Origin of the sequence: Desulfuromonas sp. (genome assembly GCA_002869615.1) — a bacterium.
GTDB lineage: Bacteria > Desulfobacterota > Desulfuromonadia > Desulfuromonadales > UBA2294 > BM707.
On sequence record PKUH01000110.1, the window covers coordinates 75643 to 101373 of the forward strand.

Sequence of the window (25731 nt, forward strand, 5' to 3'; positions counted from 1 at the left end):
ATGTCAGAGGTTCTCGATATCATTGTCGCCGAAGACAATCCCAAGGATTTTGAATTTCTCGAATCCCTTTTTGAAAAATGGGAAAACCTGCCGAACATCGAGCGGGCCCAGAATGGCGCCGCCGCCCTTGAGCTTGCCCTGAAGTACGAAAATCCGCTGGTGGTCAGTGACATCCAGATGCCGGAAATGAACGGCATCGAGTTTGCCCGCGAGCTCTGGGCGAAAAAGCCGACAACCCGCATCGTTTTCTGGAGTCAGTTCAAGGATGAGATGTATGTCCGGTCCCTGCTCAAGATCGTGCCGCCGGAAACCGTTTACGGCTACATTCTCAAATCGAACACCAAGGAGAAGATCGCTGCGGCCATCGAGACGGTACTCTGCGATGAACAGTGCTGGATCGATCCGGATGTGCGCAAGGTTCAGGGCGTCACCGGCCACAGCCAGACCGCACTTTCCGATATTGAATTCGAAGCCCTGATCGACATCTCGCTCGGCCTGACCGACAACCTGATCGCACAGAGACGTTACCTTTCCCGCCGTGGCGTGCAAAGCCGTCTCAATTCCCTCTACAACAAGCTCGGCATCGATCAGGAACAGTTTCACAGCGACAAGCATGGCGATGCCCTCAACCTCCGTAATCGGGCGGTTGCCGTCGCTCTGCGCCGCGGCCTGATCAACCCGTTCGAGCTCGAGAACGAAGAGACGATTTTCCAGGAATGGCTGGCCAAGTTTATCCGCAGCCACTGAGTTGGGTCGAATTGACCGTTCTTTATTGAATCACTCAACGAGATGTGCTAGATACAATGGTCATACAAAAAACCATTGGAGCAATGGCATGACCACTTTATTTCAACCGATCAAACCGAAAAAGATCTCTGAAGAGATCGTCGAGCAGATCAAACAGCTGATCTCTTCCGGCGATCTCAAGCCGGGCGAACGCGTCCCTTCAGAACGGGAGCTTTCGACCATGCTCGGCGTCAGCCGACCATCAGTCCGCGAAGCGATTATGGTTCTCGAGGCGATGGGATTTCTCGAATCACGACAGGGTGGCGGCACCTACATCCGATCCTTAACCGAGATGACTATAGCCGACCCGTTAAGCAGTCTTGTCGGCAGCAAGCAACCGAAAATCCTTTATGCTTTGACCGAAGTCCGCATGGGGCTCGAAACATGGTCGGCCTATTTGGCCGCGCAAAGAGCGACTGAAGACCAGATCCAGCAGATGCGCAGCCTCTACACCATCATGGAAAAACAGGCCGCCGAAGGTGGCTGGGATGCCGAGATTGATGCCAAGTTCCATTACATCATCACCGAAGCAACCCAGAACACGATCCAGGTTCACGTTCTCAATACGATCCATTCGCTCTTCCAGACAACAATTATGGTCGCCCTGACTGAATTTTACCAGAAAGAGGGCTATCTCGAACGCCTGCTGACGCAGCATCGAGACATCCTCGAAGCGATCGAAGCGCGCGACCCGGAGCGGGCGCAAAAAGCGATGCAAGTTCATCTTGAGCTGGTCGAAAAGAAAATGAATGAGTTTCTCGAAGAGGAGAAAAGCTGAGCACCTAAGCTTTAGCCGATAAGAAAAGGACAGGCGATGAGCCTGTCCTTTTTTGCTTAATCCTTTACCGCTTTGCCAATCAACTCCATAATATGGAGCACCGGTTGCTTCATTCCGGCCTCCTTCAATCCCCAGGCGAGCTGCAGGTGGCAGCCGGGATTGGCGGTGACCAGGATGTCGGCTTTCGTCGCCGCCACGTTATTGAGCTTTCGATCAAGAATCTCCCGACTCTCCTCGGTAAACTTGAGACCAAACGTCGCGGCCGAACCGCAGCACCAGCTCGCTTCGTTCATTTCGATATATTCAACACCCGGAAGCGACTTGAGCAGATCACGCGGCTGCCGACTGATGTTCTGGGCGTGGCAGAGATGACACGGCTCATGATACGTCACTTTGAGATCAAGCGGCTCAAGATCTTCGGTGCGCAGGCCGACCTCGGCAAGAAACTCGGAAACATCCCTGACCTTGGCCTTGAAGGCGACCAGCTTGTCATGATCAGCGGTCCCTTCGAGCAGCTCTTCGTATTCCTTGAGCGCTGCCCCGCAACCGGCACAATCAGTGACGATCGCATCGGCTTCGAGATCGAGGAACAGCTCGATATTATGCAGGGCGAGCTGTCTTGCCGTTTCCCGGTCCCCTTCATTGAGATGCGGCGCCCCGCAGCACTTCTGGGCTTTCGGGGTGACGATTTCGAAGCCCTGCTGGGCCAGAACCCGAACCGTCTGCCGCGACACTTCAGCATACATCAGGGTCATGATACAGCCGAGGAAGAAGGCGACCGTCCCGCGCTGTTCACCTTCGGCCGGCACTACCTCCGGCAGCTGCTGCCGCAACGGCGGGTGCAACTCCGGTATCATCCCCTCGGCCTTGGCCATCCAGTCCGGCCCGATTTTCATGATTCCGCTCTGACGAACCAGCCACTGAATGCCGAGCTTCTGGTAGAGCCGGGCCGGCAACATCGAAAATTCGAGTTTGTCGGGATCAGGCAGCATCTTTTCAAGGACAAAATTTCGGAAGGCCTTGACCGGAGTCGACGGCGGAAAAGCCTCATGTGCCTGGCTGCGGCAATGCTCCATCACCTCTCCGGCATGAACACCGGAGGGGCAGGCGGTCGTGCAGGCCCGACAATCGAGGCAGAAATAAGCCTCATCTTTCAGAGCCTGAGTAAAGTCGAGTTGCTCTTCGGCCACGGCGCGGGCCAGGGCAACCCGGCCGCGTGGACTGGAACGCTCCCGACCGGTCATAGCATAAGTCGGACAGGTCGGCAGACAGAAACCGCAGCGCATGCACTGCAATACTGACGGATAGGTCGGGGCATCATCATTGAATAAATTGCCGAGCGGCTTCTTGTCATTCACTTTTGGCCTCCGTGCCATTTGCCTCAAACATCTTTCCGGGATTGAGCAGTCCGCCCGGATCAAAACTCTGTTTAATCCGGCGCAGTACGGCAACGCCGCCGGGTCCGATCTGCCGTTTGAGGTAGCCCATCTTGGCCATGCCGATACCGTGCTCGCCGGAAACGGTTCCACCCCATTCGAGGACCTTGTCATACAGCTCCTCGTAAAAGGCGTGGGCCCGCTCCATCTCATCCTGATCGCGTTCATCACAGAGCACGGTCGGGTGCAGATTGCCATCCCCGGCATGACCGAAGGTTCCGACCTTGAGCTTGTATTTTTCGGTGAGTCGATCGATCTCTGCAAAGGTTTCGGCAAGACGGGAACGAGGCACGGTCGCATCTTCGAGCAGGGTCGTCGGTGAAACCCGGGCCAGGGCCGAAAGTGCCGTCCGGCGGGCCGCCGCCAGCTGGGCGGTATGCTCGGCATCACGGGCCAGATGAACTTCAGCGGCGCCGACTTCTTCCAGAACCTGCTGTACTCCGGCCGCCTCTTCAGCGACCATCGCCGGGTGACCGTCGACCTCGATCAGCAGCAACGCCGCCATCTCGCGCGGCAGGCCGATCGCTGAAAAATCCTCGACGCAGTTAATCGTCGCCTTGTCCATGATCTCCATGGTCGAAGGGATAATCCTTGCCGCAATGATCTTCGAGACCGCCTCGCCGGCCGTCCGGGTGTCGGAAAAATAAGCCAGTATCGTCTTCTTGTCCTGGGGCGGGGGGATCAGCCTGAGGGTCGCCTCGGTGACAATCGCAAGGGTCCCTTCACTGCCGATCAGCAAATCCTTCAGGGCATAACCGGCAACATCCTTGACGCTCTTGCCGCCGGTATTAAACGGTGTGCCATCGGCCAGGAAACCAGAGAGCGCCATCACATAATCGCGGGTCACTCCGTATTTAAGACCGCGCAGACCGCCGGCATCCTCGGCGATATTGCCACCAAGGGTCGAGATCTTCTGCGAGCCCGGATCGGGCGGATAGAACAGTCCTTTTTCAGCGACGGCATTAAAAAAGTCGAGGGTCACGACCCCGGCCTGGGCGGTGGCGGTCAGGTTCTCTTCATCAATCTCGAGGATACGATTCATTTTCGTGAGGCAAAGCACCAGGCCCCCTTGCGGAGCAATACTGCCGCCGGAAAGACCGGTTCCGGAGCCACGCGGAACGATCGGCATGCCCTCCTCGCTGGCCAGCGCAATAACAAAGCCGACCTCTTCCGTCGTTTCGGGGAACACGACCGCGTCAGGAACTCCCTGCAGACCCGGGGTTGCATCATAGCCGAAGGTCAGCAAATCCTCTTTTTCAGTGAGAACCCGTTTTTCTCCCAAACGCTCAATCAATGTCTTTTTTGCAGCTGCTGAAATCATATCCCGCACCTCTGAATTTTTTATGAATATCCCGTGTTAGCCACCAAAGAATACCGAAGGTAACCAGGTAATAATTTCCGGGAATATGATTAACATCGCCAGCCCGATCACCTGGATAACAACAAAGGGAAGAATCCCCTTGTAGATATCGCCCATGCTGTATTCCGGTGGGGCCACCCCCTTGAAGTAAAACAGCGCATAGCCGAATGGGGGTGTTAAAAACGAGGTCTGCAGGTTGACGCAGACCAGCATCGCGAACCAGAGCGGGTTGAAATCGAGATCAAGGGCAATCGGTGTAAAGATCGGGACAACGACCAGCAAAATCGCTGCCCAGTCGATGAACATGCCCATGATAAATACGACCGCCATCATGATTGCCAGAACCACGTACTCACTGACATCCATACCGAGCAGCAGATCGGCAACGACATCGCCGCCACCCATGCTCAGGAAAACGACCGAGAACAGCTTGCCGCCGATAAAAAGCAGCATGATCATCGACGTCGTCTTGAGAGTCGAATCGCAGGCCGACTTCATAACCTCCCAGTTGAGTTTTTTGTTGAAGAAGGCAAGGATCATGGCCCCGATGCAGCCGAGTGCAGCTGCTTCGGTCGGGGTTGCCACGCCGGCCAGGATCGTACCCATGACGATCAGAATCAGGCTGAACGGCGGCACGAAGCTCTTCAGTGTCATCACCACTTTCTGGCCAACAGTGTGGGTTCGCTCATCAAGCGGAATCGGTGGACCGAGCTCAGGCTTCAGTGCGCAACGGACGCCAACGTATCCCAGATAAAGACCGGAGAGCATGATTCCCGGCATAATCGCACCGGCGAACAGGTTGCCGACCGAGGTCTCCTTGAGACCGGTCAGACCGCCGTAAACAACCAGCATGATCGACGGCGGAATCAGGATGCCGAGAGTACCGGATGAACAGATAATGCCGGCCGCCAGGCCACGGTCATAGCCGCGCCGCAAGAGTGCCGGCCCGGCCATCAGCCCCATTGCAACAACCGATGCACCAATAATACCGGTGGTTGCGGCAAAGACCGTCTAGACCACGATGACCGCCAGCCCGAGACCGCCCCGCAGGCCGCCGAGGACAATATAAAGCGCATCGAACAGCCCCTCTGAAACCTTTGACCGATCGAGAATCTGTGCCATGAAAATAAAGAGCGGAATCGCCACCAGAACGTAGTTCTGGAAAATCCCCCAGCTGTTATTGACAAAAAGATCGAGCAGGGCCGGCACATTACCGCCATTATCGATCAGGCCATAGAGTGTCGCCACCCCGGCCAGGGTGATCGCCAGCGGGTAACCGAGAGCGATACAGGCCATCAGGGTCACGAACATCAGAATAGTGAGAACTTCAGGACTCATTCTTTTATCTCCAGATCAAGTTATTGATCTTGCTGTCGCAGGGAATGGATATCGCTGATCAGCTTGGCAATTCCCTGCAAAAACATGAGAATGAAGCCGATCGCCATAATCGTTTTGAACGGATAGAGTGGTGGCGCCCATGATGTCGATGCCAGCTCCCAGTTTTTCCAGGACGTCGTCGCGTAAACGACCCCCCATGTCGAAAGCAGACCGACCGTCGGAATGAACAGGACGACGTTGACGACAATCCGCAGAATCGTCCGCGGACGGAACTCCAGGCGTGACTCGAAAATATCGATGGCGACGTGCCCGTTGTGACTGTAGGTATAAGCCAGACCGAGCATGAAGTGAGAGCCGTATATCAGCGTTGTTGCCTCAAACGCCCAGACCGTCGGCGCATTGAACAGGTAACGCATGATGACTTCGTAAACGACAACCAGGATTAATGGCAAAACCAGAAATCCGGTAAAGTATCCAGCCTTGTCGTTCATAGCTGTGATGCTCTTCTCTACTCTGAGCATGATGTACCTCGTAAAATTATTATTGCTGAGAAGGCTTCTGGCGGGAGCCCGGAGGCTCCCGCCGAAACATGTTGTCACAACTGCGAAAGAATCGCAGTCAAACTTCTTATTGCAAGTGCTTACCCTTGATGTAGTCATCAATCGGCCACGGAGCGACACCGCTACGCTGCTCGCGCCAGGTCGCAAAGTCTTTCTTGAAATCTTCCTGCGAGTCGAGCACTTTCTTGACATCCGGGTACTTCGCCTTGAGGCTGTCCAGGTACGTCTTGGTCGTCTTGGCAAAGGCAATCCGGGTATCCTTGTCCATCTTGACGAATTCGATCTTCTTGGCGAACTTGTTGATCGCTTCGACGTTCAGATTCTCGATCCAGGCATTGGACCAGAGCTGGGTCTCCTTGGCCGCAATCTTGACAATCCACTTCAGGTCATCCGGAAGCTTGTTCCAGGCGTCCTTGTTGAAAAGCAGACCGCACTGAACCGACGGCTGATGCACGCCCGGCTCGATGACGTACTTGGTGATGTCGTCGAAGCCCATCGGGTAGTTGATGGCCGGAGACGAGAATTCGGCCGCGTCGATAACGCCACGCTCGAGGGCAAGGTAGACTTCACCGCCCGGCAGTGGCGAAACCGAGGCACCGAGGTTGTTCATGATGTCCATGAACCAGCCCGGCGTGCGCAAGCGCATCCCCTTGAAGTCCTTCATCGAGGTCGCCTTCTTGTTCGAGAACAGACCCATCTCCTGGCCACCGTTACCACCCGGCAGGGCATAGATATTGTAGCGGCCGTAGAGCTCCTGCATCATTTCGAGGCCACCGCGTTCGTAAAGCCAGACATTGTACCCTTCGGCATCAAGACCGAATGGAACCGAGGCAAAAGCGACAAACGCTTCGTTCTTGCCTTTCCAGTAACCGGGCCAGTCATGACCGACCTGGGCCGAACCCTTGCTGACAGCATCGAAGGTCTCCATGGCACCGACCAGCTCGCCGGCCGAGAAAACCTTGATGTCGAGGCGGCCGCCGGAAGCGAGCTTGACCGAATCGGCGAAATGCTGGGCCATATCGTAGAAGAGCAGTCCCTTGCTCCACGGCATGACCATCTTCCAGCGGATCTTTTCTTCCGAGGTCTTGATCTTGCGCAGTTCCTTCTTGACCGACTCATGCCGCTTATCGGAACCGAACTTTTCGCGCTTGGCTGCAAAGGCATTCGGAGCCAGAACCAGGCTCAGTGCGATCAGCAGACAGACTATCATTCTCCATTTTCTCATCACATCCTCCATCTTTCCGGTTGATTTTCCGATCGGTTATAGATCCCCGACCTTTCCGCGCTGACTTTATTACCAATTATTGGTCAGACCAATTTGCCGTAAACCTTAACGATAAATTAAAACGGGGTCAAGAAAAAAATAAAACAATGTTTTTAATCTCTCGCAGACGACTGACTTAAAGTTTGATTACCCGTACTCAGCCGGTGTACCTCTCTACCGACCAAAGGTATCAGCGGCGGCTCAATACTTTTTTAGCGAAACGATACAACCACTTATCAGCAAGCGGTCCAGCCGCAATCGATGGTAAGCGCCACTCCGGTCATACAACTGGCCGAATCGGAGCAGATAAAAATGACGGCGTCTCCGATTTCCTCCGGCTCGATCATCCTTTTGACCGCCGCTTTTTTGAGCATGACCTTTTCAATAACATCCTCACGGGGAATGCCGTGGGTTCTGGCCTGATCGTCGATCTGGTTGTCAACCAGTGGCGTCCGGACATAGGCCGGGCAGATCGAATTGACGGTAATCCCGTATGGTCCGCCCTCGAGAGCCGTCGTCTTGGTCAGGCCGGTGAGGCCATGCTTGGCCGAGATATAAGCCGACTTGAACTCGGAAGCGCGTTGACCATGGACCGAATTGATATTGATGATTCGGCCCCAGCCGCTCTTTTTCATGTATGGCCAGCAGTACTTGGTCAGCAGAAACGGAGCTGTCAGCATCAGCGAAATCATGAACTCCCATTTGTCCTCGGGAAAGTCCTCGACCGGACAAACATGCTGGATTCCGGCATTGTTGACCAGCACATCGACCGAGCCGCAGGTCGCCACCGCCTCCTCGACCAGCGCCTTACAGTCAGCGGCTTTTGAAAGGTCGGCCTTGACGAAGTGGCCGCCGACCCGGTCAGCCTGCTTACTGCCTTCAGCCTCGTTGATATCGGCCATCACCACATTGTAGTCGGCTTTGGCCAGAGACTCTGCTACCGCCAGGCCGATGCCGCTGGCAGCCCCGGTAACCAGGGCGACACGTTTACTCATTTCCATTCTCCTTGCACCGATTCAGGCGCCCTTGAGTTCAGGCGCAATGGCAAAATCACATCCGGTCGCCGTTTTGACCTCGTCCAGTGAGGAAAAAGGCGATACTTCGAGCAGGGTCAACCCCTGTTCAGCGTCGACGGCAAAAACTCCCTTGTCGGTCACCAACAGGTCGACAACATTCTTTCCGGTAATCGGCAGATCGCACTCATCGAGCAGCTTGGCACTGCCGTCCTTGGCGTTGTGGTCCATCATCACCACCACCTTCTTGACCCCGGAAACCAGATCCATGGCGCCGCCCGGGCCCTTGACCATCTTGCCGGGGATCATCCAGTTGGCGAGATCGCCGAACCGGTTGACCTGCATCCCGCCGAGGACCGACAGGTCGACATGGCCGCCACGAATCATCGCGAACGACTCGGAAGAGTCGAAGAAGCTGGCGCCGGGAATGGTGGTGATGGTCTGCTTGCCGGCATTAATCAGGTCGGCATCGACGGCCGCTTCGGTCGGGAACGGGCCGATGCCGAGCAGACCGTTTTCCGACTGCAGGGTGATATTGATTCCTTCCGGAATATAGTTCGCCACCAGGGTCGGCATGCCGATCCCGAGGTTGACATAGTCGCCATCAGAGAGCTCCTGCGCCACCCGTTTCGCCATCCATTCACGGGTCTCGCTAAACCCCTTGGCCGAAATTCCGGCACCGGAGAGGGTCTTCTGCTCAATCGGCTTCTCATAGTTACTGCCGAGCACCAGGCGGTCGATATAGATGCCCGGAACATGCACATGATGCGGGTCAAGCTCACCGACCTCGACGATCTCCTCAACTTCGGCCACCGTGAACCGGCCGGCCTTGGCGCAGGCAACATTAAAGTTGTTGGCAGTCTTGCGCAGGATCAGGTTGCCGGCCTTGTCGGCCTTCCATGCCTTGACCAGGGCGAGGTCAGTAGTAATACTCTCCTCAAGGACATAAGAGTTGCCGTCATATTCCCGAACATCCTTGCCTTCGGTCAACAAGGTGCCATAACCGGTCCGGGTATAAAAAGCCGGGATGCCGGCGCCGCCGGCGCGCAGCTTCTCGGCCAGGGTTCCCTGGGGCGTCAGCTCAACCTCGAGCTCGCCGGCCAGGAACTGTTTTTCGAATGTCGCATTCTCGCCGACGTAGGACGAAATCATTTTCTTGATCTGCCGGGTCTGCAACAGCAGGCCGAGCCCGAACTCGTCGACCCCGGCGTTGTTGCTGACCACGGTCAGGTTGGCGGTACCGGAATCGCGCAGGGCCGCGATCAGCTTCTCCGGAATCCCGCAGAGGCCGAACCCGCCGGCAGCAATCGTCATATCGTCTTGCAGTAATCCCTGCAGGGCCTCGGTAGCATCAGTATAAATCGGTTTCATCTTTTCTCCTCTATTCCTCTAAACACGTTCAAACAGGGCCGCGACCGCTTCACCACCGCCGATACACAGCGTGGCGATACCGTAGCGCACCTGCCGCTTTTGCATTTCCCGGACAAGCGTCACCGCCAGTCGGCCGCCACTGGCACCGATCGGATGACCGATAGCGACAGCACCGCCATTGACATTAACTTTTTCCGGATCAAGCCCCAGCTCCTTGATTACGACCAGGGGTACGGCGGCAAAGGCTTCATTAATTTCAAAGAGGTCGATATCGTCAAGCTTCAGCCCGGCCTTGTCGATGACCTTGCGGATTGCACCGACCGGTGCCTCGGCGAAATCGTCCGGAGCGATACTGTTGCTCGCCGTTGCGACCATCCGGGCCAGTGGCCGCAATCCGTTCTGCTCGACAGCCGCAGTACTGGCCAGGAGAACCAGGGCCGCACCATCATTGATCGTCGACGCGTTGCCGGCGGTAATTGTCCCCTCTTTGGCAAAGACCGGCCGCAGCGATGACAGCTTATCGATCGCCCCCCGCTCCGGCTCCTCGTCGATGTCGACCACGACATCGCCCTTGCGTCCCTGGATCGTCACCGGTACCAACTCGTCGGCAAAAATTCCATCGGCGAGCGCCGCCTGAGACAACCGGTAGGACCTGGCGGCGTATTCATCCTGGGCTTCGCGGCTGATGCTGTGGCGCTCGACCCAGCGCTCGGTGATATTCCCCATGTGTTCGCCGGAGTAGGGGTCGAGCAAACCATCAGTCAGCATCATGTCGAGCATCTGGCCGGCCCCCATGCGCTGCCCGAAGCGGGCCGTTGGCAGCAGGAAAGGCGCCAACGACATGTTCTCCATACCACCGGCGATGGTAATCTCGGCATCACCGAGACGTAAAGCATCTGACGCCAGCATGATCGATTTAAGACCGCTGCCACAAACCTTGTTGACCGTCATCGCATGCGCAGAATCAGGAATTCCGGCGAAGCGCATCGCCTGGCGAGCCGGCGCCTGGGCACTGCCGCCCTGTAAAACCTGGCCGATGATGACCTCGTTAACTTTTTCTGCCGCGAGGGATGCTTGCATGAGCAGAGCCGTCATAACCTGAGCGGCAAGTTGTGGCGCCGGAACGCCGGAGAGAGCCCCGCCAAAGGAGCCGAAAGGAGTTCGCCGAGCGGCGACAACGAAAACTTCCTGCATACTTGAACCTCCTGAAAATACGGGCCTAAGCCCTGAACGGTAGAGCAAGTGTGATCCTTACACAAAAAAACGTGATAGAATGACAACTTGACTGCTTGTGGAAAAACGATGGCGCCGAAGGAGCGAGCTTCAATTGAATCACCATTTCGTTTAATGTCAATTGATCCCCCGAATACACTACCCACTGCCGCCATCTGATTTAACCTGGCGCCACCAGCTGTCGAATGAATTGATTCATCGCAAAACTAGAATCACGTTTGATTTTTATTCTTGACACATTTCAAAACAAAAGACTACCATAAATTGGTCTTACCAATAATTTATCTGCCTAGCGGAGAGCTCATGGACACTTTCTCAAATGCAGCACAGAACGTCGGTGCCGAGATCTTCACCGCCGCCAACCTCGACGCCGCCTGTCACTACATCAGCGAACGGACCTCCGGGACCATGCTGCTTCCCAGGCAGGCGAGCCTGGAGCGCGCCGGTATTACCGCGGCGTTGCAACAGAATACCGGCTCCCTGGTCGTCTTCGACCGCCAGCAGGCCGAACAGGCCGAAAGCGGTGTCACCGGCGCCAACTTCGCCATCGCCGAAACCGGAAGTATCGCCCTTGAGAGCACCGATGAACAGGTCCGGCTGGCGACCACCCTGCCGAGCAAACATTTTGTCCTGCTCGACCCCGGAAAAATCGTTAGCGATGGCATGGCCGCCATTCCGCACGTCCGGAAGCTACATGAAAACGCTCCCCGCAACTTTCTGGCCTACATTACCGGACCGAGCCGGACCGCCGATATCGAGCGGGTCCTGACCATCGGTGTCCACGGCCCGAAAGAACTGCACATTATTCTGCTGAAAAGTCTCTCTGACGATTTTCTCGAGAGCTGATCGAGGACGATTATGTCAAAGCAACGTTCACAACAATATCGCACCCGTGTCCAGGATGCCCTGAACTCACCGCGCCTGCAGGACGCCCTGCATCGTTTCGCCGACGCCTATGTTATCGCTCGCGAAAAAGCTTTCGCCGGCAAGGATTTCGAGGCGATGCGCCAGGCCGTCGGCGAAATGAAGGATGAGGTCCGCGACAACCACCGGAAATATATTGACCAGTTTGTCGCCAATGCCGAGAAGGCCGGTGCGACTGTCTATTTTGCCAAGACGGCCGAAGATGCGAATAACTACATTGCCAATCTCGCAAAAGGACAGGGCTGCAAACTGGCGGTCAAGAGCAAGAGCATGGCGAGCGAGGAGACCCACCTCAACGTCGCCCTGGAAAAAGCAGACGTCGAAACCGTCGAGACCGATCTCGGTGAGTGGATTATCCAGCTCGCCGGCCAGCGCCCGAGCCACATGGTCATGCCGGCGATCCACATGTTCCGTGACGAGGTTGCCGAACTGTTCAGCAAACAGACCGGACAGCAGGAGCCGGATGACATCGCCCACCTGGTTGAAGTCGCCCGCCAGCAACTGCGCCAGGCTTACCTTGATGCCGATATCGGCATCAGCGGCGCCAATATTGCCGTTGCCGAAACCGGCGGCATCGCCCTGGTCACCAACGAGGGCAACGCCCGACTGGCGACGACCCTGCCAAAGACCCATGTCGCCCTGGTCGGCATTGAGAAGCTGGTGCCGACCCTCGAAGACGCCCAGAAGGTGCTCGACGTCTTGCCGCGCAACGCCACCGGCCAGTTACTGACCTCTTATGTCACCTGGATTCGCGGCGCCGTACCGTGCGGCGACAGCGAGAAGGACCTGCACATCGTCCTGCTCGACAACGGCCGCAGCGCCCTGGCCGAATCGCCGCACTGCAAGGATGCCCTGCGCTGCGTCAAGTGCGGTGCCTGCGCCAATGTCTGCCCGATCTACCAGACGGTCGGCGGCCACGTCTTCGGCCACATCTATATCAGCGCCATCGGCATCATCCTCACCGCCTTTTTCCACGGCCTTGACAAAGCAGCCGAGCTGGTCCGCGCTTGTATCGGCTGCCGCGCCTGTGTCGCCGTCTGCCCGAGCAACATCGATCTCGAAAGCATCATTTTGCACCTGCGCGAAGTGATCGGCGAGGAGGAAGGAATCGGCGTCGGCAAGGCCCTGGTCTTCAAGAGGGTAATGCGCAACCGCAAACTGTTCCACACCCTGCTCCGGGCCGGCAGCAAACTGCAGAAGCCGGTCACCAGGGGAGAGCGGTCGATCCGGCATCTGCCGCTGTTCTTCTCGTCACTGACCGAGTGGCGCTCCCTGCCGGCGATTGCCGACACGCCACTGCGCGATCAATGGAAAAAGATCGAGCAGAAGGTTGAAAAGCCGCGATACAAGGTCGCATTTTTCGCCGGTTGCCTCAATGATTTCGTCTACCCGGAACTCGGCCACGACCTGGTCAAGGTTCTCAACAAGCTTGGTTGCGAAGTCACCCTGCCGCTCGACCAGAGCTGTTGCGGCGTTCCGGCACTCTATTCCGGCGATAAGGAGACGGCGACGGTCCTGGCTGAACAGAATATAGACGCCATGCTTGCTGGTGACCCCGATTTCGTCGTCACCACCTGCCCGACCTGCACCATGTCGCTACAGCGCGACTTCCTCGATCTGCTCAAGGACAACCCGGTGTGGGCTGAAAAAGCGACCCGGCTGTCGGAGAAGACTATCGATATTGCCAAACTACTCGATGAGAAGCTTGAAACGGATGAACTGCTCAAGGGCAAGGCGAACCATGACCGGGCGCTCAAGGTGACCTACCATGACTCCTGCCACCTCAAGCGTGGCGCCGGCGTCTGGCAGGAACCACGCAACCTGCTCGCCAGTTCCGGCCGCGAGGTTGTTGAAATGGCCCACTCCGACCGCTGTTGCGGATTTGGCGGTTCCTACTCGTTCACCAGCCACCCCGATATCGCCAAGCGCATTCTGACCGACAAGCTCGATGATATCAAGGCGACCGGTGCCGACTGTGTCGCCATGGACTGCCCCGGCTGCATGCTGCAGATCAGGGGAGGACTTGATAAACAATCGACCACGGTCAGAACGGCCCACACCATCGAACTGCTCGCTGAAGCAATCAAAGACTGATCTCGGCTGGACAGTTTTCGCCAAACATGGCACGATGCTCCGGAGACATTCACGTCTCCGGAGTTTTTTATGGACCGACTGCAGCCATCCATCAGCTCGACCCGCATCCCCCTGCCGCGCCACGACCTGGCCGACATGATCCGCCTGGTGCGGGCCCTGTTTCGACTGAGCCGTCTCCCCGACTACCGGCAATCGGTCTGGCCACTGGTTCCAGAAATCGCCCGCTTCAATCCCGGCCATGATGCTGTGATGATGGGCTACGATTTTCATCTCTCGGAAAACGGCCCCCAACTGATCGAGGTCAACAACAATGCCGGCGGTGGCCTGCTCGCCTATCTTGCCTACCAGCCGGATGACAACCTTGCCTACGGCCGCTTGCCGGAGCGACTGCGCGAGCAGCTTGTTTTTTCATTTGCCGAAGAGATGCGTCGCTTTACCGGCGGCGATAAAACCTTGCCGCGCCGGATTGCCATCATCGACGAAAATCCGGAAAAGCAATTTCTCTACCCGGAAATGGAAATCTTCCGTGATCTCTTTGCCGACTGGTGCAGCTGCTGTGCCACCATCGTCGACCCGGGTGAGCTCGAAGCGAGTGCCAGGGGGGTCTTTATCAAGGGGATGCCGGTCGATCTCATTTACAATCGACACTGCGATTTTTACCTCGAAACCGAGGTGATGTCCGGCATTCGCGACGCCTACCGCAACGGCACGGTCTGCCTCACACCGAATCCATTTACCTACGGTCTGCTGGCTGACAAAAGACGGCTCGCCAGCTGGACCAACCCGGACAGACTCAGGGAAACAGGCCTCGACGAGCGGAGCCGGGAAATTATCCTGCGCATGATTCCGGAGAGTCATATCATGAGCGATATGGACCTCGATCAATTGTGGAGCGAGCGGAAGCAATGGGTTTTGAAGCCGGCCGTGCTGCATGCCAGCCGCGGTGTTCTGCTCGGCGCCAGTATCTCACGCAAACGGTTCAACGAATTCGTTCCCGAGGAGACGGTGGTGCAGCGATTTGTGCCGCCCAACCGGACCGAAACTGCAGACGGCAGCATGAAAACGGACTTCCGGCTCTTTGTCTACCGGCGGAGGGTTCTCGGGGTTTCGGCCCGGCTGTTTCAGGGACAAGTGACCAACCTGCGTACGGAGGGAGGCGGCTTTGCCGCGGTCGACCTGATCTGATATTTCGATAATAATCTACAGAATTACGTGAAGCCGGCTGCGGTCAGGAAGGATCGGAAAAATGAAAGAAGCAGGGACGAATCGCTTTATGAACCGCCGAAAATTCTGCAAGTTGACTACACTCGGGCTGGTCGGATCCTGTTTTCCGGCACTCACCGCGGTCGCTGATCTATCCGCAGATTCCGAAAGGAGTCTCTCTTTTGTCCACCTGCATACCGGCGAGACACTGCAGCAAACGACTTACTGGAAAAACGGCAGGGCTCAAAAGGCTTCAATCGAGCGGATTTTCCATATTTTACGCGACCACCGGACCGATGAGATTGCACCGATCGATATTGCCCTGCTCGACCAATTGAATCTCCTTAATCGCGCCCTCAGCCACTCAGGCCCCCTGCATGTCATCTCCGGTTTCCGGTCAGAATCGACCAATCTCTACCTGCGGCAAAAGAGTCAGGGCGGCGGCGTTGCCAAGAGCTCCCTGCATATGGAAGGGCGGGCTATCGATATCCGCGTTCCCGGATTCACCACCGGAGAGATCTTCGAGGCCGCCGCATCAATGAAGCAGGGGGGCGTCGGCTATTACCCGGGCCTCAAGTTTGTTCACATGGATACCGGACCGATCAAATCCTGGAGCGGTTAGATTTTTGTGGGATTAGACATTAAGTGAGCTTGAATCAACAACATAAATCCCTCAAAGCACAAAGGTCGCCTGTATATCTTTCTTATATGTCGTGATTTGCGGAAAAGTTTTTAAACTCAATCAAACTTGACCTCAAAAGTCACACCATGTTTACCACCTTCCAATTTAATGGCATGTTCATCTACGTTATAGCCACATAAATAGCAAAGCATAAATCTAATAGCTTCCCCAACAAGCTTGGGAATTTTATCTTTATCATCAATTATTGGTTCCATCCAGTCTGCGTTAATAGTCTCTCTGTTGATGATTCCATCATGTGCTACAGCATTTCTTAGCTTAACTAAGACATCAACAACGTCCTTATCTTCGGGCAATTCAATCGCCAAGCTAGTCAGCAACTGATTATAAATACCGTGTAATTTATATTCATCATAGAGCTGTCTAATTCTTTCAGCCAAAGTACCTTGATAGGTATCAGAGGCTTCTTCAAGTAATATGAGTTGAAACAATATTCTGTTATCTATGTCACTTTCTCTCACCGATGCCCTATAAAGGCTGAGCAAGGTAGATATCTTCGCGCTACTTTGAGCTGCCTTTTCAAAATATGGGAAGATTTCTAAAAAACCTGGAACATTTGTGGAGTGCCTTATAATTCGATCATTGGGAAAAGCAAAGTCTACTCCAGAATCCCCGGGTCTACTCGCAAACGAACAAAGCAAATTCACAGGATTTGCAGAAACGACTGATAATGCTTTAGCAATATTCTCAGCACTTTGTTTATTGATGTTAATTGCTTCTGCTACTGAATTTGCTTCAATATCTTCGTAAGAAACAAGAATACTTTGACCAACTTTTTTGAAATTCTCTTTCGCGGTCTCCACGTTTTTGTTTGAGAAGCTAAAACCAGACTGCTTTAACAATTCTTTAGCGTTATGGATCTCACCCTTTGCGCCCGTTGAGGCAAGTGGTATTACTGAAACTTTTTCAGATACTTGAAGCGTTTTTTGTATAAAACAGCGTGTAAAGATAAATCCAACCCTGTAAAAATTCTCCACTTTAATGCCCTCCTTAAGAAAGAAAAACCACCCTGCGAACAGAATGGTTTCAATCGAGCCCAATTACCCCCTCCGTATATCAGATTCTTAAAAACCTACATAAATTATAAAACACAATGTAGCCGAATAAAAAGGAACGGTCAAACAAGTGACCGTTCCCATAATTCCTCATATTTCTAATGAAAGGCTGAATCACCATCAATTCAGATCTTTCCTATAACTCCTGCATTCCAGGGACACCGAGACCCCAAAGAATGAGTGGCCACATGTCGTCAAAAGATGCCAAAACAGGAAAGCAGAACCAGCGCCCCTGGCAAGAGGATACTTAAACTGTCCCAATGTTCCTGACTAATCAACGCCCAAAGTGTGCAGTTAAAAAGGCTCTACCTAATACACCCGCACCAAACATATTAAATTGGCAGACAGTAGGTGTGGTCTCAGCATCAATTGTTAGCGTCTCAACTGGCAAGGCAGAAACGCAGAAAATATAACGATGCTTGCCGTGCCCAGGCGGTGGTGCTGCGCCACAGAAGCCAGCAAAACCCGCATCATTTTTTAGCATTTTTGCACCTTCAGGAAGTAACGAGCCGTCAGGGTTGCCAGCGCCAGTGGCTAAAGAGGTTATTGAGGCGGGTATGTCGTAAACAGTCCAGTGCCAGAAGCCACTAACCGTTGGCGCATCCGGATCGTAGCAGGTGACTACGAAGGATTTTGTCCCTTCTGGAAAGCCTGACCAACTGAGCGAGGGGGAGATGTCTTCACCGCCATCAACACCGAATGCCTTACTTAATTGCGGTGGCGGCATGGTGCCACCATCTTCAATATCTGTGGATGTAACCTTGAATAATGGTGCTTCTGGTAGTGAATCATAGGTGTTGTAGTTAAAGGGTGCGCTCATGATATTCTCTCCTTAAGTGTGCAGTATCATTGACAAGGAATCATTTTTCAACGGATTGGGCCACTCGCCCCGAGCGGTCGGCCTGGAGATCAGTTTATTGCAAAAATTGTAGTCGAAGCAGTTTTTTTGTCAAGGCTGACTCCCGGCATTATCAAGTCGTGAGTATTTGATTAATCAAGCTGCATTCTTTTGATGTGACCAGATTGGCTGCGAAATGCTTGCTGATCCTGCAATTCAAGAAAGCCAAATGCTTCCTGGTTGGCTATAAGCAGTTGCTTTAATTAATTGTTATCTCATTTTTAACTTATTCGACAATTTTATTACTTAAAATCAATCCATTGTCACCGGTACTGGCCGCAGAATAATCTCGATCCGGCGGTTTTTACTACGCCCTTCCGGAGTGTCGTTGCTTTCGACCGGGCTGTTTTCACCGAAGGAGATGGCCAGGAGCTGCTCTGGAGGAACCCCCTCCTTCTCAAGCAACCGAACCACGCTGGCCGCCCTTGCCCCAGCCAACTCCCAGTTGGTCGGATACTTCTCCTGCAGTTTACCGCTGATGGCGACATTGTCGGTAAAGCCGGCAACAACGGTCTGGTAGGGGTTGTCCTTGAGATCTCCGGCCGCCCGCGTCAGGACCTCGATCCCCATCTCGTTAAGATCGGCTGAACCGGAGGGGAAGAGGATCTCGTTGGCGAGGTTCACCTTGACCCCCGACTTCATCATCTCGATCTTCACCTGGTTCGCTTCCTGCTCCTTGGCGAAGGTCGTCTGCAGGTTCTGGTACACCTGCTGCTGGCGGTCGAGCTCGGCCTGGGCCGCCGCCGCTTCCGCCGCCGCCAGCTGCTTCTGGCGTTCGATTTCGGCAAGCGCCATCTCCATCTGCGCTTTTTCTTCCATCAAATCCTGCTTCTCGGCCGCGAGACGTTCCTTTTCGGCTTCCATTGCCGCCTTCTCGACTTCGACGGCCGCCTTAGCCGCGGCGACGCTGTCTCTTTCCTGGACCATCTCCTCGTACGTCCCCGTGGAGACACATCCGGACACTAGCAGCGTTGCAAACAGGAATAATAATGTCAGGAGAACCTTCCTCGACCATGGCTGTTGAGCAATCTTGAAATCAGGTAACATCTTTTCCTCCCCTTATCTTGATTATCCAATTTGAACGGTCACGCATTGACCGGTCGCACGCCTTCAAGTTTACCGCTGACTCCGGCAACGTCAATGGCATTAGTGCAGCAGGAGTGATTTCCGATATACTTAATTAAAAAGGAAAATTTCGATGAAGTGCCTCTTCTTGCTGTTACCGATTCTGGTCGCCCAGCTTGCCTGGGCCGGTGAAGTTGATGTAATCGAGGTCGATGCGACCCGAACCGGAGTCGGCGAATACCGCTTTGATGTCACTCTGCGTCACTCCGACAAGGGCTGGGACCATTATGCCGACCGATGGGAGATCCTGACCAGCGACAACACGATGCTGGCGACACGGACCCTTTACCACCCGCATGTCGAGGAACAGCCTTTCACGCGCAGTCTCGGCAATGTCAGAATTCCGGCCGAAGTGATAACGGTTAAAATCCGGGGTCATGATTCCGTCCATGGCTATGGCGGAAAGGAAATGACTGTCAAAATCCCGCAATAATTATCCCGTGGCCTGCAGAAACTCGCGAGCCCGGGTGATCGCCTCCTGCTCACCGAGCAGGATCAGGGTATCTCCGCCTTCGAGCACCTGGTCGGGTGTCATGCCGTAGTCGGTTTCGTCGTTGCGGACCAGCCCGAGGACCGTCGCTCCGGTTTTGGCCCGGAAGTCAAGCTCGGCAAGTGATTTATTGAGGCAGGTTGCGGTTTCCGGAATCCTGACGAATTCAATCCGGCCGCCCTGCAGCGCCGAGAGGTGATCCGACAGATCGGCACCGGAGGCCGCCGGCTGCAGCAGCGCATCGTAATGCTCCTTGCGCAACCGGGACGCAATCTGCAGAATACGTCCTTCCGGCGTCTTGAAACGCCGCAGCAGGGTTGTTGCCAGCTGCAGACTCGCTTCGACTTCGTCCGGAATCACTTCATCGGCACCGGCATCAAACAGTTCCTCCATCTCCAGAACAAACCGGGTCCGGACCAGGATATAGAGCTCGGGGCTGAAGCTGCGACAGGCCCGCACGATCCGGATCAGGGACGAGGGGTCATTGATTGCAACGACCATGGCGTCGGCCCGGTCGAGATGTGCCGCGTGCAGAACCGCCGGCGATGCGGCATCACCGAAGATGATCGACTCGCCGGCGGCGCGGCCCCGGCGAACAACCTCGCTGTTCATCTCGATATGTATATAGGGCCGTTCCTCCTCACGCAGAACCCGCGAGACTCCGCGCCCCGAGATACCGTACCCGGCTATAACAACGTGGCCGGTCGTATCTGCAACTGAATCCTCTGTTTCCGAATCTGGTTCGGGACGGCCACCGAAACGATCGGCGATAAAGTTGGCCGCAACCGCTGCCTTCGGAATTACCAGGGGCGTTGCCAGCATGGTCAGGGCGACAATCGACAAAAGGCTCTGGTAAATATGATCGGGGAACACCTCGAGCATTGATGCCTGGCGCAACAGGACAAAAGAAAACTCACCCCCCTGAAAGAGCAGGAAACCGCAGAGCAGGCAGGTGCGCAGAGGGAACCGGGTCCATATTGCAGCGAGACTACCGGCGAGAAACTTGACCAAGACAAACAACAGCGTGAGGCCAAGAAGAACTTCCCAGGACTGAACCAGGACATCGAGATTGACGAACATTCCCATCGCGATGAAAAAGATTGCCATGAACGCATCGCGAAACGGAATGATGTCGGAAAGGGCCTGATGCGAGTAATCGGATTCTGCCAGGGACAAACCGGCGAGAAAAGCCCCCAGCTCGAGAGACAGGCCGGCGAGATGGGTCAACCAGGCGGTACCGAGAACCAGCACGAGGACGGTCAGCCTGAACAGCTCGGCTGACCGGATCTGCATCAGTTTTCGTAAAAAAGGCCGCAACAGGTAGCGGGCCATGACAAAAAGAGCGACAAGAATCAGGGCCGAACGGAGCAGGGCGAACCGGTTGATCGATATTTCGCCGCTGGCAGCAATGAACGGCAGCAACACGATAAAGAGAATAACGCAGAAGTCCTGAAACAACAGGATGGCCAGAACGGTGCGCCCATGCGCCGAATCGACCTCGAACCGCTCCTGCAAAATGCGCAAGACGATCGCTGTCGATGAGATCGCCAGAGCGAAGCCGACGACGATCGCCGAGCGCAAAGGCAGCCCGAATAACAGGGCGAAAACAAAGATCAAACCGCCGCTCAACAGGATCTGGGTCGTCCCGCTTTTGAACATGAGGTCCTTGAGCATCAGAATGCGGCGAAACGAGAATTCAAGCCCGATCGTAAAAAGCAGAAGAATGACGCCGATTTCAGCCATGGTGTCAACTTCATCGATACTGCTGATCAGGTGCAACCCGAACGGTCCGACCAGGCAGCCGGTCAACAGATAACCGATAATCGGCGACAACTTGATCCGGGTGAAGATGTAGGCATTGACGATCGCCAGAAGCAGCAGAAGCAGAAGATCCTGAAGTACGCTCAAGTCATGCATGGAATAAAACTCCGGAAGAGGCATTAGTATTATTCAATTAATTTTTTCAGTTTAGCAGATCGTGCTAAAGTTGTAACAGGAAACCTGAGGCAAGGATTGTCAAACTATGAGAAAACTTCTGATCATCAAATGTGGCAGCACCATCCCGGAGCTGGTTGCTCGCAAGGGCGACTTCGAGGACTGGATCATCAGCGGCACCGGCCTCGATCGCAGCAAAGTTGTCACGGTTAATGTCGAGCAGGAAGAACCTCTGGCAGCGCCCGATGAGTTCTCCGGTGTCATTATCACCGGCTCACACGCCATGGTCACCGATCATCTCCCATGGAGCGAAGAAACTGCAGACTGGCTCCGGCAGGCCCACAACCGGATCCCGATCCTCGGCATCTGCTACGGACACCAGCTGCTCGGATATGCTCTCGGCGGCCGGGTCGCCGATAACCCGGAGGGTCGGGAGATGGGGACCATGTCAATCCGGTTCACCGCAGCGGCTGCTGCAGACCGGCTCCTTTCGATCCTGCCGGAAAGCATTCAGGCCCAGACCAGTCACCAGCAGTCGCTGATCGAGCTGCCACCACAGGCGATACTGCTCGGGCAGAGTGAACGCGAGCCACATCATGCTTTCCGGATCGGGCAGGCCAGCTGGGGCGTTCAGTTCCATCCTGAATTCGATGCCGACATTACCAGGACCTACATCGACTTCTGTGCCGAGTTGCTGCAGGCGGAGGGGCAGAACCCGGCCACCCTGAAAGCGGAGTGTCGCGAATCCGGGGCGGGGCACCTCCTTCTGCAAGGATTTGCCGGTATGCTGATATGACCCGGGGGATGAGTGAGCATACCCGCGGATTGCTGTTGACCCTGACCGCTGTGTTCGTGCTGAGCCCGGACGCCCTGCTGGTCCGGCTGATTTCGGCTGACAACGCAACCCTGCTGTTCTGGCGGGGGCTCCTCTCCGGCGGGACACTCTACCTTTTACTGTTTTTCATTTATCGCAAAAGATTATTCAGTATGGTCCGGGAGCCGGGTTGGCTCGGTCTTGTGGCGGCGCTCAACATTATGCTGGGCAATATCTTTTTTGTCATGTCTCTGCGTATGACCCTGGCGGCCAACACGCTGGTCATCCTCGCCTCAATCCCGTTGCTGGCAGCACTCGGCACCCGCATCTTTCTCGGGGAAACGATTCTTCGCCGGACCTGGATCGCGATTACCGTTGCTTTTATCGGCATCCTGACCCTTTTCTCGGGGAGCATCGGTCAGCAGAGCCTGCTGGGTGACCTGCTCGCTTTCTGCGCCGCCTGCAGCTGGGCCGGAAATCTGGTTATTATCCGCAAGCTGCGCCCCCTGAACATGATCCCGGTCAACGCCATCGGCAACCTTCTGGTTGCTCCGTTCGCGTTATTGATCAATGCCCAGCCGTTTGCTGTTTCGGCCGATGACTTCATCCTGCTGTTGATTCTCGGCGTCCTGGTACTGCCGATCGCCTATTCACTGCTCACCCTGGCGCCCCGGCTGCTCCCGGCCCCGGAGGTCAGCCTCACCATGTTGCTCGAAACGTTCCTCGGACCGTTTTGGGTCTGGCTGATCATCCACGAATCGCCGACACTGGCAACTCTGGCCGGGGGCATCCTTATCCTCGGAACCCTGATGATCCACACCGTTATCGGCATGCGAAAATATCGGCCCGCCTGACCGGATAATTTTCTTAACTTGACATAAAAGCCTGTCATGCCAGATAGTTGAAATTCTTGCGCACCGAATCTGTTGCATTGAGGCAAAGGCCTGCATGGATAACAACCCCAATTCGGCACAACCGGACCTGGCAAAAGTCGGAAGCCCCCCACTTCCGGACAGCTTTCTCAGGAGTGCGGTGCCCAACTGGCTGCTGATCAGCGCCACCATCCTGCTGGCGATCGGCCTGTACAGCCTGAGCCGCTACAACTTCCTCCTTTTTCATCTCCTTGTTGAAACATTTTTCATCGTCGTCGCCTTTACGGTTTTCAGTATCGGCTGGAATTCCCGGCGATTCTCGAATCACAATGCGCTGATTTTCCTCTCGGCGGCGTTTGCCGTAATCGGCAGTATTGAGCTTCTTCATTCGGTCAGTTTCCGTGGGATCAACATCTTCCCGGAGATCTCGGCCAATCCGGCCACCCAGCTCTGGATTGCGGCCCGCTACCTCGAAGTAGCTGCGTTCCTCGCCTCGGCGTTGCTGCTCGGCCGAAAAAAGATGATTTCGCCCTGGCACCTGCTAGCTATACCGGTTTTCACAGGAATTCTGGTTTGCGCATCAATCTGGCCGCTCGGGCTCTTCCCCGATTGCTATATCGAAGGATCAGGGTTAACCCGCTTCAAGATTGTCAGTGAGCTGATCATTGCGGCGCTGTTCGGCTTGTCAATACTCCTTTTCTGGAAAAACAGGGATCACCTTGACCGGCGCGTTCTGAAGCTACTGATAGCTGCGCTTTCTTTTTCGATTGTCGCCGAGCTGACCTTTACCCTGTACCAGGATATTTACGGGATGACAAATTTCCTCGGACATTTTTCCAAGCTGATGTCGGTCATCCTGATCTACCGGGTCCTGGTCATCGGAACGCTCCGATCGCCATACGCTGTTCTCTTTCGCGATCTCAGTCAGGCCAATACGGCACTAGACCTTGAACTGATCCAACGCAAGAAGACCGAACGGGCGCTCCGGGCAGCCAATCGCGAACTCGACGCATTCGTGCGGACCGTTTCCCACGATTTGAGCACTCCGCTGACCCCGATCGTCGGTCTGCCCGACCTGTTGCTCGAGCGCCACAGGGGAAGCCTGGATGAATCCTCGATACGGGCGCTCTGTGACATCAGGGATCAGGGAATGCGGATGGCCAGAATCCTTGAAGACCTGGTGCTTTTTGCCCGCGCCGGCCGACATCTTGACAACGTCGCTGTCGCGCCGCTCGATACCGTACTGCAGAACGTCCTCGAAGACCTCGGCAGCCGGATTATCGAAAGCGGCTGCCGGGTTGAGGTTGGCACGATGCCGGATGTGTCGTATCCGCGAACCGCGCTTTTCCAAATCTTCAGCAACCTGGCCGGCAACGCCGTCAAGTACGCTTGCGCGGCAGGGAATCCGATCGAAATCAGCGGCGAAATAATTGAAAATGATGTTGTACTGAAAGTCCGGGATCATGGTCCCGGCATCGCGAAAGACCTGAGAGAAAAGATTTTTGATGTTTTCTACCGGGGAGCGGAGACCAGGGAGGAGCCGGGCAGCGGCATCGGGCTGGCAACAGTGCGGAAGATCGCCCGTCACCTCGGGGGTGATGCCGGCGTCGAAGAGACGCCGGGTGGAGGCGCTACCTTCATCGTGCGGCTCGCTTTGCCGGAAGCGGAACGCCAGCAAGAGCTCGACTTCGATACGTTCTGAGCAGTTATTGACTTTACAAGGTTGATAATGCGATGATTTGCCTCCACGCGGCTGTTAACGATTACGGTTCACCTATGGAACAGAATTGATTGTCCGGATGCAGGCATGAAAGAAGAAACTCGAACATCGCGACTGTTGCTCCGCCGCATTATCGCTCTCGGAATCGGCCTTCTCTTCTCGGTTCGAAAAACCCTGCGCTACACCAACAAACTGGAGCTCGAGCATCCCTGCATTGTCGTCGGATTTCACGATGAGATTCTGCCGACCATCCACTCCCTTGCCGGTAGCGATTCGGTGCAGATGGTCGCCCACAGCCACATCGGCTACGGCCTTGCCCAGGTCCTGCGTTCATGGGGCTACCGGCAGATCATCCACGGATCGCCGGGTAAAAGCAGCAAACGGGCCTTTATCAACCTCCTCCGAGAAATTAAAAAAGGCAAAACCGCTTTTATCGCACCGGATGGCTCCCGTGGTCCACGTCATGTCATGAAAGACGGACCGGTTTTTCTTGCCAAGCAGGGCAAGGTCCCGATGTACATCATCAGCCCGAAATACCGGGGCATCCGTCTGCGTTTCATGTGGGACAAGTTCCTCCTGCCCCTGCCCTTCAGCAAGGTCACCTTCCGTTATCAACGGATTGATATTCCGTCGGACAGCAGCCGCGAGGAGTTGGAGACGATTCGGGCCGATGCCGAACGGCGGCTCGAGGAGATGTGCAACCCCTGCTGAAAAGCTGCTACCGAACAGGTTATCAGTAAATCAGCCTGTAACGCCTCGCGT

The 25731-nt window shown here is 55.3% G+C and carries 22 protein-coding genes and 1 pseudogene; 11 read left to right on the forward strand and 12 right to left on the reverse strand.

Going from position 1 to position 25731, the window contains the following annotated elements:
* Both C0623_13060 and C0623_13065 read left to right on the forward strand, forming a co-directional pair.
* Positions 1–747 carry a DNA-binding response regulator gene (locus C0623_13060; protein ID PLX98247.1) on the forward strand — a complete coding sequence of 249 codons (747 nt, stop codon included), beginning with the start codon at positions 1–3 and terminating at the stop codon, positions 745–747.
* Between the two features lie 88 nt (positions 748–835).
* Positions 836–1564, forward strand: a complete 729-nt coding sequence (locus C0623_13065; protein ID PLX98248.1) for a FadR family transcriptional regulator — start codon at positions 836–838, stop codon at positions 1562–1564.
* Between the two features lie 56 nt (positions 1565–1620).
* On the opposite strand, the gene C0623_13070 is transcribed toward C0623_13065, so the two are convergent.
* The 8 genes and pseudogenes from C0623_13070 to C0623_13105 form a co-directional block, all read right to left on the reverse strand.
* Positions 1621–2940: a (Fe-S)-binding protein gene (locus tag C0623_13070; GenBank protein ID PLX98249.1), complete on the reverse strand. Its 1320-nt coding sequence runs from the start codon at positions 2938–2940 to the stop codon at positions 1621–1623.
* Positions 2915–4321 (reverse strand): glycolate oxidase subunit GlcD, encoded by a 1407-nt coding sequence (locus tag C0623_13075; protein PLX98250.1) that lies wholly within the window; start codon positions 4319–4321, stop codon positions 2915–2917. The genes C0623_13070 and C0623_13075 overlap by 26 nt, the downstream gene beginning before the upstream one ends.
* A 36-nt stretch (positions 4322–4357) precedes the next feature.
* Positions 4358–5698 (reverse strand): annotated as a pseudogene (locus C0623_13080) (C4-dicarboxylate ABC transporter).
* Positions 5699–5718: 20 nt separating this feature from the next.
* On the reverse strand, positions 5719–6357 hold the full coding sequence (locus tag C0623_13085; protein ID PLX98251.1) for a hypothetical protein: 639 nt from the start codon (positions 6355–6357) through the stop codon (positions 5719–5721).
* Positions 6326–7483 (reverse strand): TRAP transporter substrate-binding protein DctP, encoded by a 1158-nt coding sequence (locus C0623_13090; protein PLX98252.1) that lies wholly within the window; start codon positions 7481–7483, stop codon positions 6326–6328. The genes C0623_13085 and C0623_13090 overlap by 32 nt, the downstream gene beginning before the upstream one ends.
* Positions 7484–7758: 275 nt before the next feature.
* Positions 7759–8517 carry a D-beta-hydroxybutyrate dehydrogenase gene (locus C0623_13095; GenBank protein ID PLX98253.1) on the reverse strand — a complete coding sequence of 253 codons (759 nt, stop codon included), beginning with the start codon at positions 8515–8517 and terminating at the stop codon, positions 7759–7761.
* A 21-nt stretch (positions 8518–8538) separates the two neighbouring features.
* Positions 8539–9906: a succinyl-CoA--3-ketoacid-CoA transferase gene (locus C0623_13100; GenBank protein ID PLX98254.1), complete on the reverse strand. Its 1368-nt coding sequence runs from the start codon at positions 9904–9906 to the stop codon at positions 8539–8541.
* 18 nt (positions 9907–9924) lie between these two features.
* Entirely contained in the window at positions 9925–11100 is a 1176-nt protein-coding gene (locus C0623_13105; protein ID PLX98255.1) for an acetyl-CoA C-acyltransferase, read from the reverse strand.
* Between the two features lie 342 nt (positions 11101–11442).
* Between C0623_13105 and C0623_13110 the strand changes: the two genes are divergently transcribed.
* The 4 genes from C0623_13110 (at position 11443) to C0623_13125 (ending at position 15982) form a co-directional block, all read left to right on the forward strand.
* Positions 11443–11985 carry a hypothetical protein gene (locus C0623_13110; protein PLX98256.1) on the forward strand — a complete coding sequence of 181 codons (543 nt, stop codon included), beginning with the start codon at positions 11443–11445 and terminating at the stop codon, positions 11983–11985.
* A 12-nt stretch (positions 11986–11997) separates the two neighbouring features.
* Positions 11998–14157, forward strand: coding sequence for a (Fe-S)-binding protein (locus C0623_13115; GenBank protein ID PLX98257.1), 2160 nt, complete (start codon positions 11998–12000; stop codon positions 14155–14157).
* A 69-nt stretch (positions 14158–14226) separates the two neighbouring features.
* Positions 14227–15342 (forward strand): hypothetical protein, encoded by a 1116-nt coding sequence (locus C0623_13120; protein ID PLX98258.1) that lies wholly within the window; start codon positions 14227–14229, stop codon positions 15340–15342.
* 61 nt (positions 15343–15403) lie between these two features.
* On the forward strand, positions 15404–15982 hold the full coding sequence (locus tag C0623_13125; GenBank protein PLX98259.1) for a hypothetical protein: 579 nt from the start codon (positions 15404–15406) through the stop codon (positions 15980–15982).
* Between the two features lie 116 nt (positions 15983–16098).
* On the opposite strand, the gene C0623_13130 is transcribed toward C0623_13125, so the two are convergent.
* From C0623_13130 to C0623_13140, 3 genes are all read right to left on the reverse strand, one after another.
* Positions 16099–17100, reverse strand: coding sequence for a hypothetical protein (locus tag C0623_13130; protein ID PLX98260.1), 1002 nt, complete (start codon positions 17098–17100; stop codon positions 16099–16101).
* A gap of 289 nt (positions 17101–17389) precedes the next feature.
* Complete coding sequence (locus tag C0623_13135; GenBank protein PLX98261.1) at positions 17390–17935, reverse strand: YbhB/YbcL family Raf kinase inhibitor-like protein; 546 nt, start codon at positions 17933–17935, stop codon at positions 17390–17392.
* 330 nt (positions 17936–18265) lie between these two features.
* On the reverse strand, positions 18266–19060 hold the full coding sequence (locus C0623_13140; protein PLX98262.1) for a hypothetical protein: 795 nt from the start codon (positions 19058–19060) through the stop codon (positions 18266–18268).
* Between the two features lie 151 nt (positions 19061–19211).
* Between C0623_13140 and C0623_13145 the strand changes: the two genes are divergently transcribed.
* On the forward strand, positions 19212–19571 hold the full coding sequence (locus C0623_13145; GenBank protein ID PLX98263.1) for a hypothetical protein: 360 nt from the start codon (positions 19212–19214) through the stop codon (positions 19569–19571).
* Here the strand turns inward: C0623_13145 and C0623_13150 are convergent, their stop codons facing one another.
* On the reverse strand, positions 19572–21569 hold the full coding sequence (locus tag C0623_13150) for a hypothetical protein (GenBank protein PLX98264.1): 1998 nt from the start codon (positions 21567–21569) through the stop codon (positions 19572–19574).
* Positions 21570–21651: 82 nt separating this feature from the next.
* Between C0623_13150 and C0623_13155 the strand changes: the two genes are divergently transcribed.
* The 4 genes from C0623_13155 to C0623_13170 all read left to right on the forward strand — a co-directional run bounded on the left by C0623_13155 (position 21652) and on the right by C0623_13170 (position 25680).
* Positions 21652–22359, forward strand: a complete 708-nt coding sequence (locus tag C0623_13155; protein ID PLX98265.1) for a GMP synthase — start codon at positions 21652–21654, stop codon at positions 22357–22359.
* Entirely contained in the window at positions 22356–23231 is an 876-nt protein-coding gene (locus C0623_13160) for an EamA family transporter (protein PLX98266.1), read from the forward strand. Before C0623_13155 ends, C0623_13160 begins: the two co-directional genes overlap by 4 nt.
* A gap of 94 nt (positions 23232–23325) precedes the next feature.
* On the forward strand, positions 23326–24951 hold the full coding sequence (locus C0623_13165; protein PLX98267.1) for a hypothetical protein: 1626 nt from the start codon (positions 23326–23328) through the stop codon (positions 24949–24951).
* Between the two features lie 105 nt (positions 24952–25056).
* A complete protein-coding gene (locus tag C0623_13170) occupies positions 25057–25680 on the forward strand; it encodes a hypothetical protein (GenBank protein PLX98268.1) in 624 nt (207 codons plus the stop codon).
* Positions 25681–25731: the final 51 nt, after the last annotated feature.

Coding starts and splice junctions, on each gene's coding strand:
- C0623_13095 (PLX98253.1), bottom strand. CDS start 8,517: ATGAGTAAACGTGTCGCCCTGGTTACCGGGGCTGCCAGCGGCATCGGC.
- C0623_13105 (PLX98255.1), bottom strand. CDS start 11,100: ATGCAGGAAGTTTTCGTTGTCGCCGCTCGGCGAACTCCTTTCGGCTCC.
- C0623_13110 (PLX98256.1), top strand. CDS start 11,443: ATGGACACTTTCTCAAATGCAGCACAGAACGTCGGTGCCGAGATCTTC.
- C0623_13100 (PLX98254.1), bottom strand. CDS start 9,906: ATGAAACCGATTTATACTGATGCTACCGAGGCCCTGCAGGGATTACTG.
- C0623_13060 (PLX98247.1), top strand. CDS start 1: ATGTCAGAGGTTCTCGATATCATTGTCGCCGAAGACAATCCCAAGGAT.
- C0623_13090 (PLX98252.1), bottom strand. CDS start 7,483: ATGAGAAAATGGAGAATGATAGTCTGTCTGCTGATCGCACTGAGCCTG.
- C0623_13125 (PLX98259.1), top strand. CDS start 15,404: ATGAAAGAAGCAGGGACGAATCGCTTTATGAACCGCCGAAAATTCTGC.
- C0623_13075 (PLX98250.1), bottom strand. CDS start 4,321: ATGATTTCAGCAGCTGCAAAAAAGACATTGATTGAGCGTTTGGGAGAA.
- C0623_13140 (PLX98262.1), bottom strand. CDS start 19,060: ATGTTACCTGATTTCAAGATTGCTCAACAGCCATGGTCGAGGAAGGTT.
- C0623_13065 (PLX98248.1), top strand. CDS start 836: ATGACCACTTTATTTCAACCGATCAAACCGAAAAAGATCTCTGAAGAG.
- C0623_13115 (PLX98257.1), top strand. CDS start 11,998: ATGTCAAAGCAACGTTCACAACAATATCGCACCCGTGTCCAGGATGCC.
- C0623_13155 (PLX98265.1), top strand. CDS start 21,652: ATGAGAAAACTTCTGATCATCAAATGTGGCAGCACCATCCCGGAGCTG.
- C0623_13070 (PLX98249.1), bottom strand. CDS start 2,940: ATGGCACGGAGGCCAAAAGTGAATGACAAGAAGCCGCTCGGCAATTTA.
- C0623_13170 (PLX98268.1), top strand. CDS start 25,057: ATGAAAGAAGAAACTCGAACATCGCGACTGTTGCTCCGCCGCATTATC.
- C0623_13165 (PLX98267.1), top strand. CDS start 23,326: ATGGATAACAACCCCAATTCGGCACAACCGGACCTGGCAAAAGTCGGA.
- C0623_13150 (PLX98264.1), bottom strand. CDS start 21,569: ATGCCTCTTCCGGAGTTTTATTCCATGCATGACTTGAGCGTACTTCAG.
- C0623_13160 (PLX98266.1), top strand. CDS start 22,356: ATGACCCGGGGGATGAGTGAGCATACCCGCGGATTGCTGTTGACCCTG.
- C0623_13145 (PLX98263.1), top strand. CDS start 19,212: ATGAAGTGCCTCTTCTTGCTGTTACCGATTCTGGTCGCCCAGCTTGCC.
- C0623_13120 (PLX98258.1), top strand. CDS start 14,227: ATGGACCGACTGCAGCCATCCATCAGCTCGACCCGCATCCCCCTGCCG.
- C0623_13085 (PLX98251.1), bottom strand. CDS start 6,357: ATGACTACATCAAGGGTAAGCACTTGCAATAAGAAGTTTGACTGCGAT.
- C0623_13135 (PLX98261.1), bottom strand. CDS start 17,935: ATGAGCGCACCCTTTAACTACAACACCTATGATTCACTACCAGAAGCA.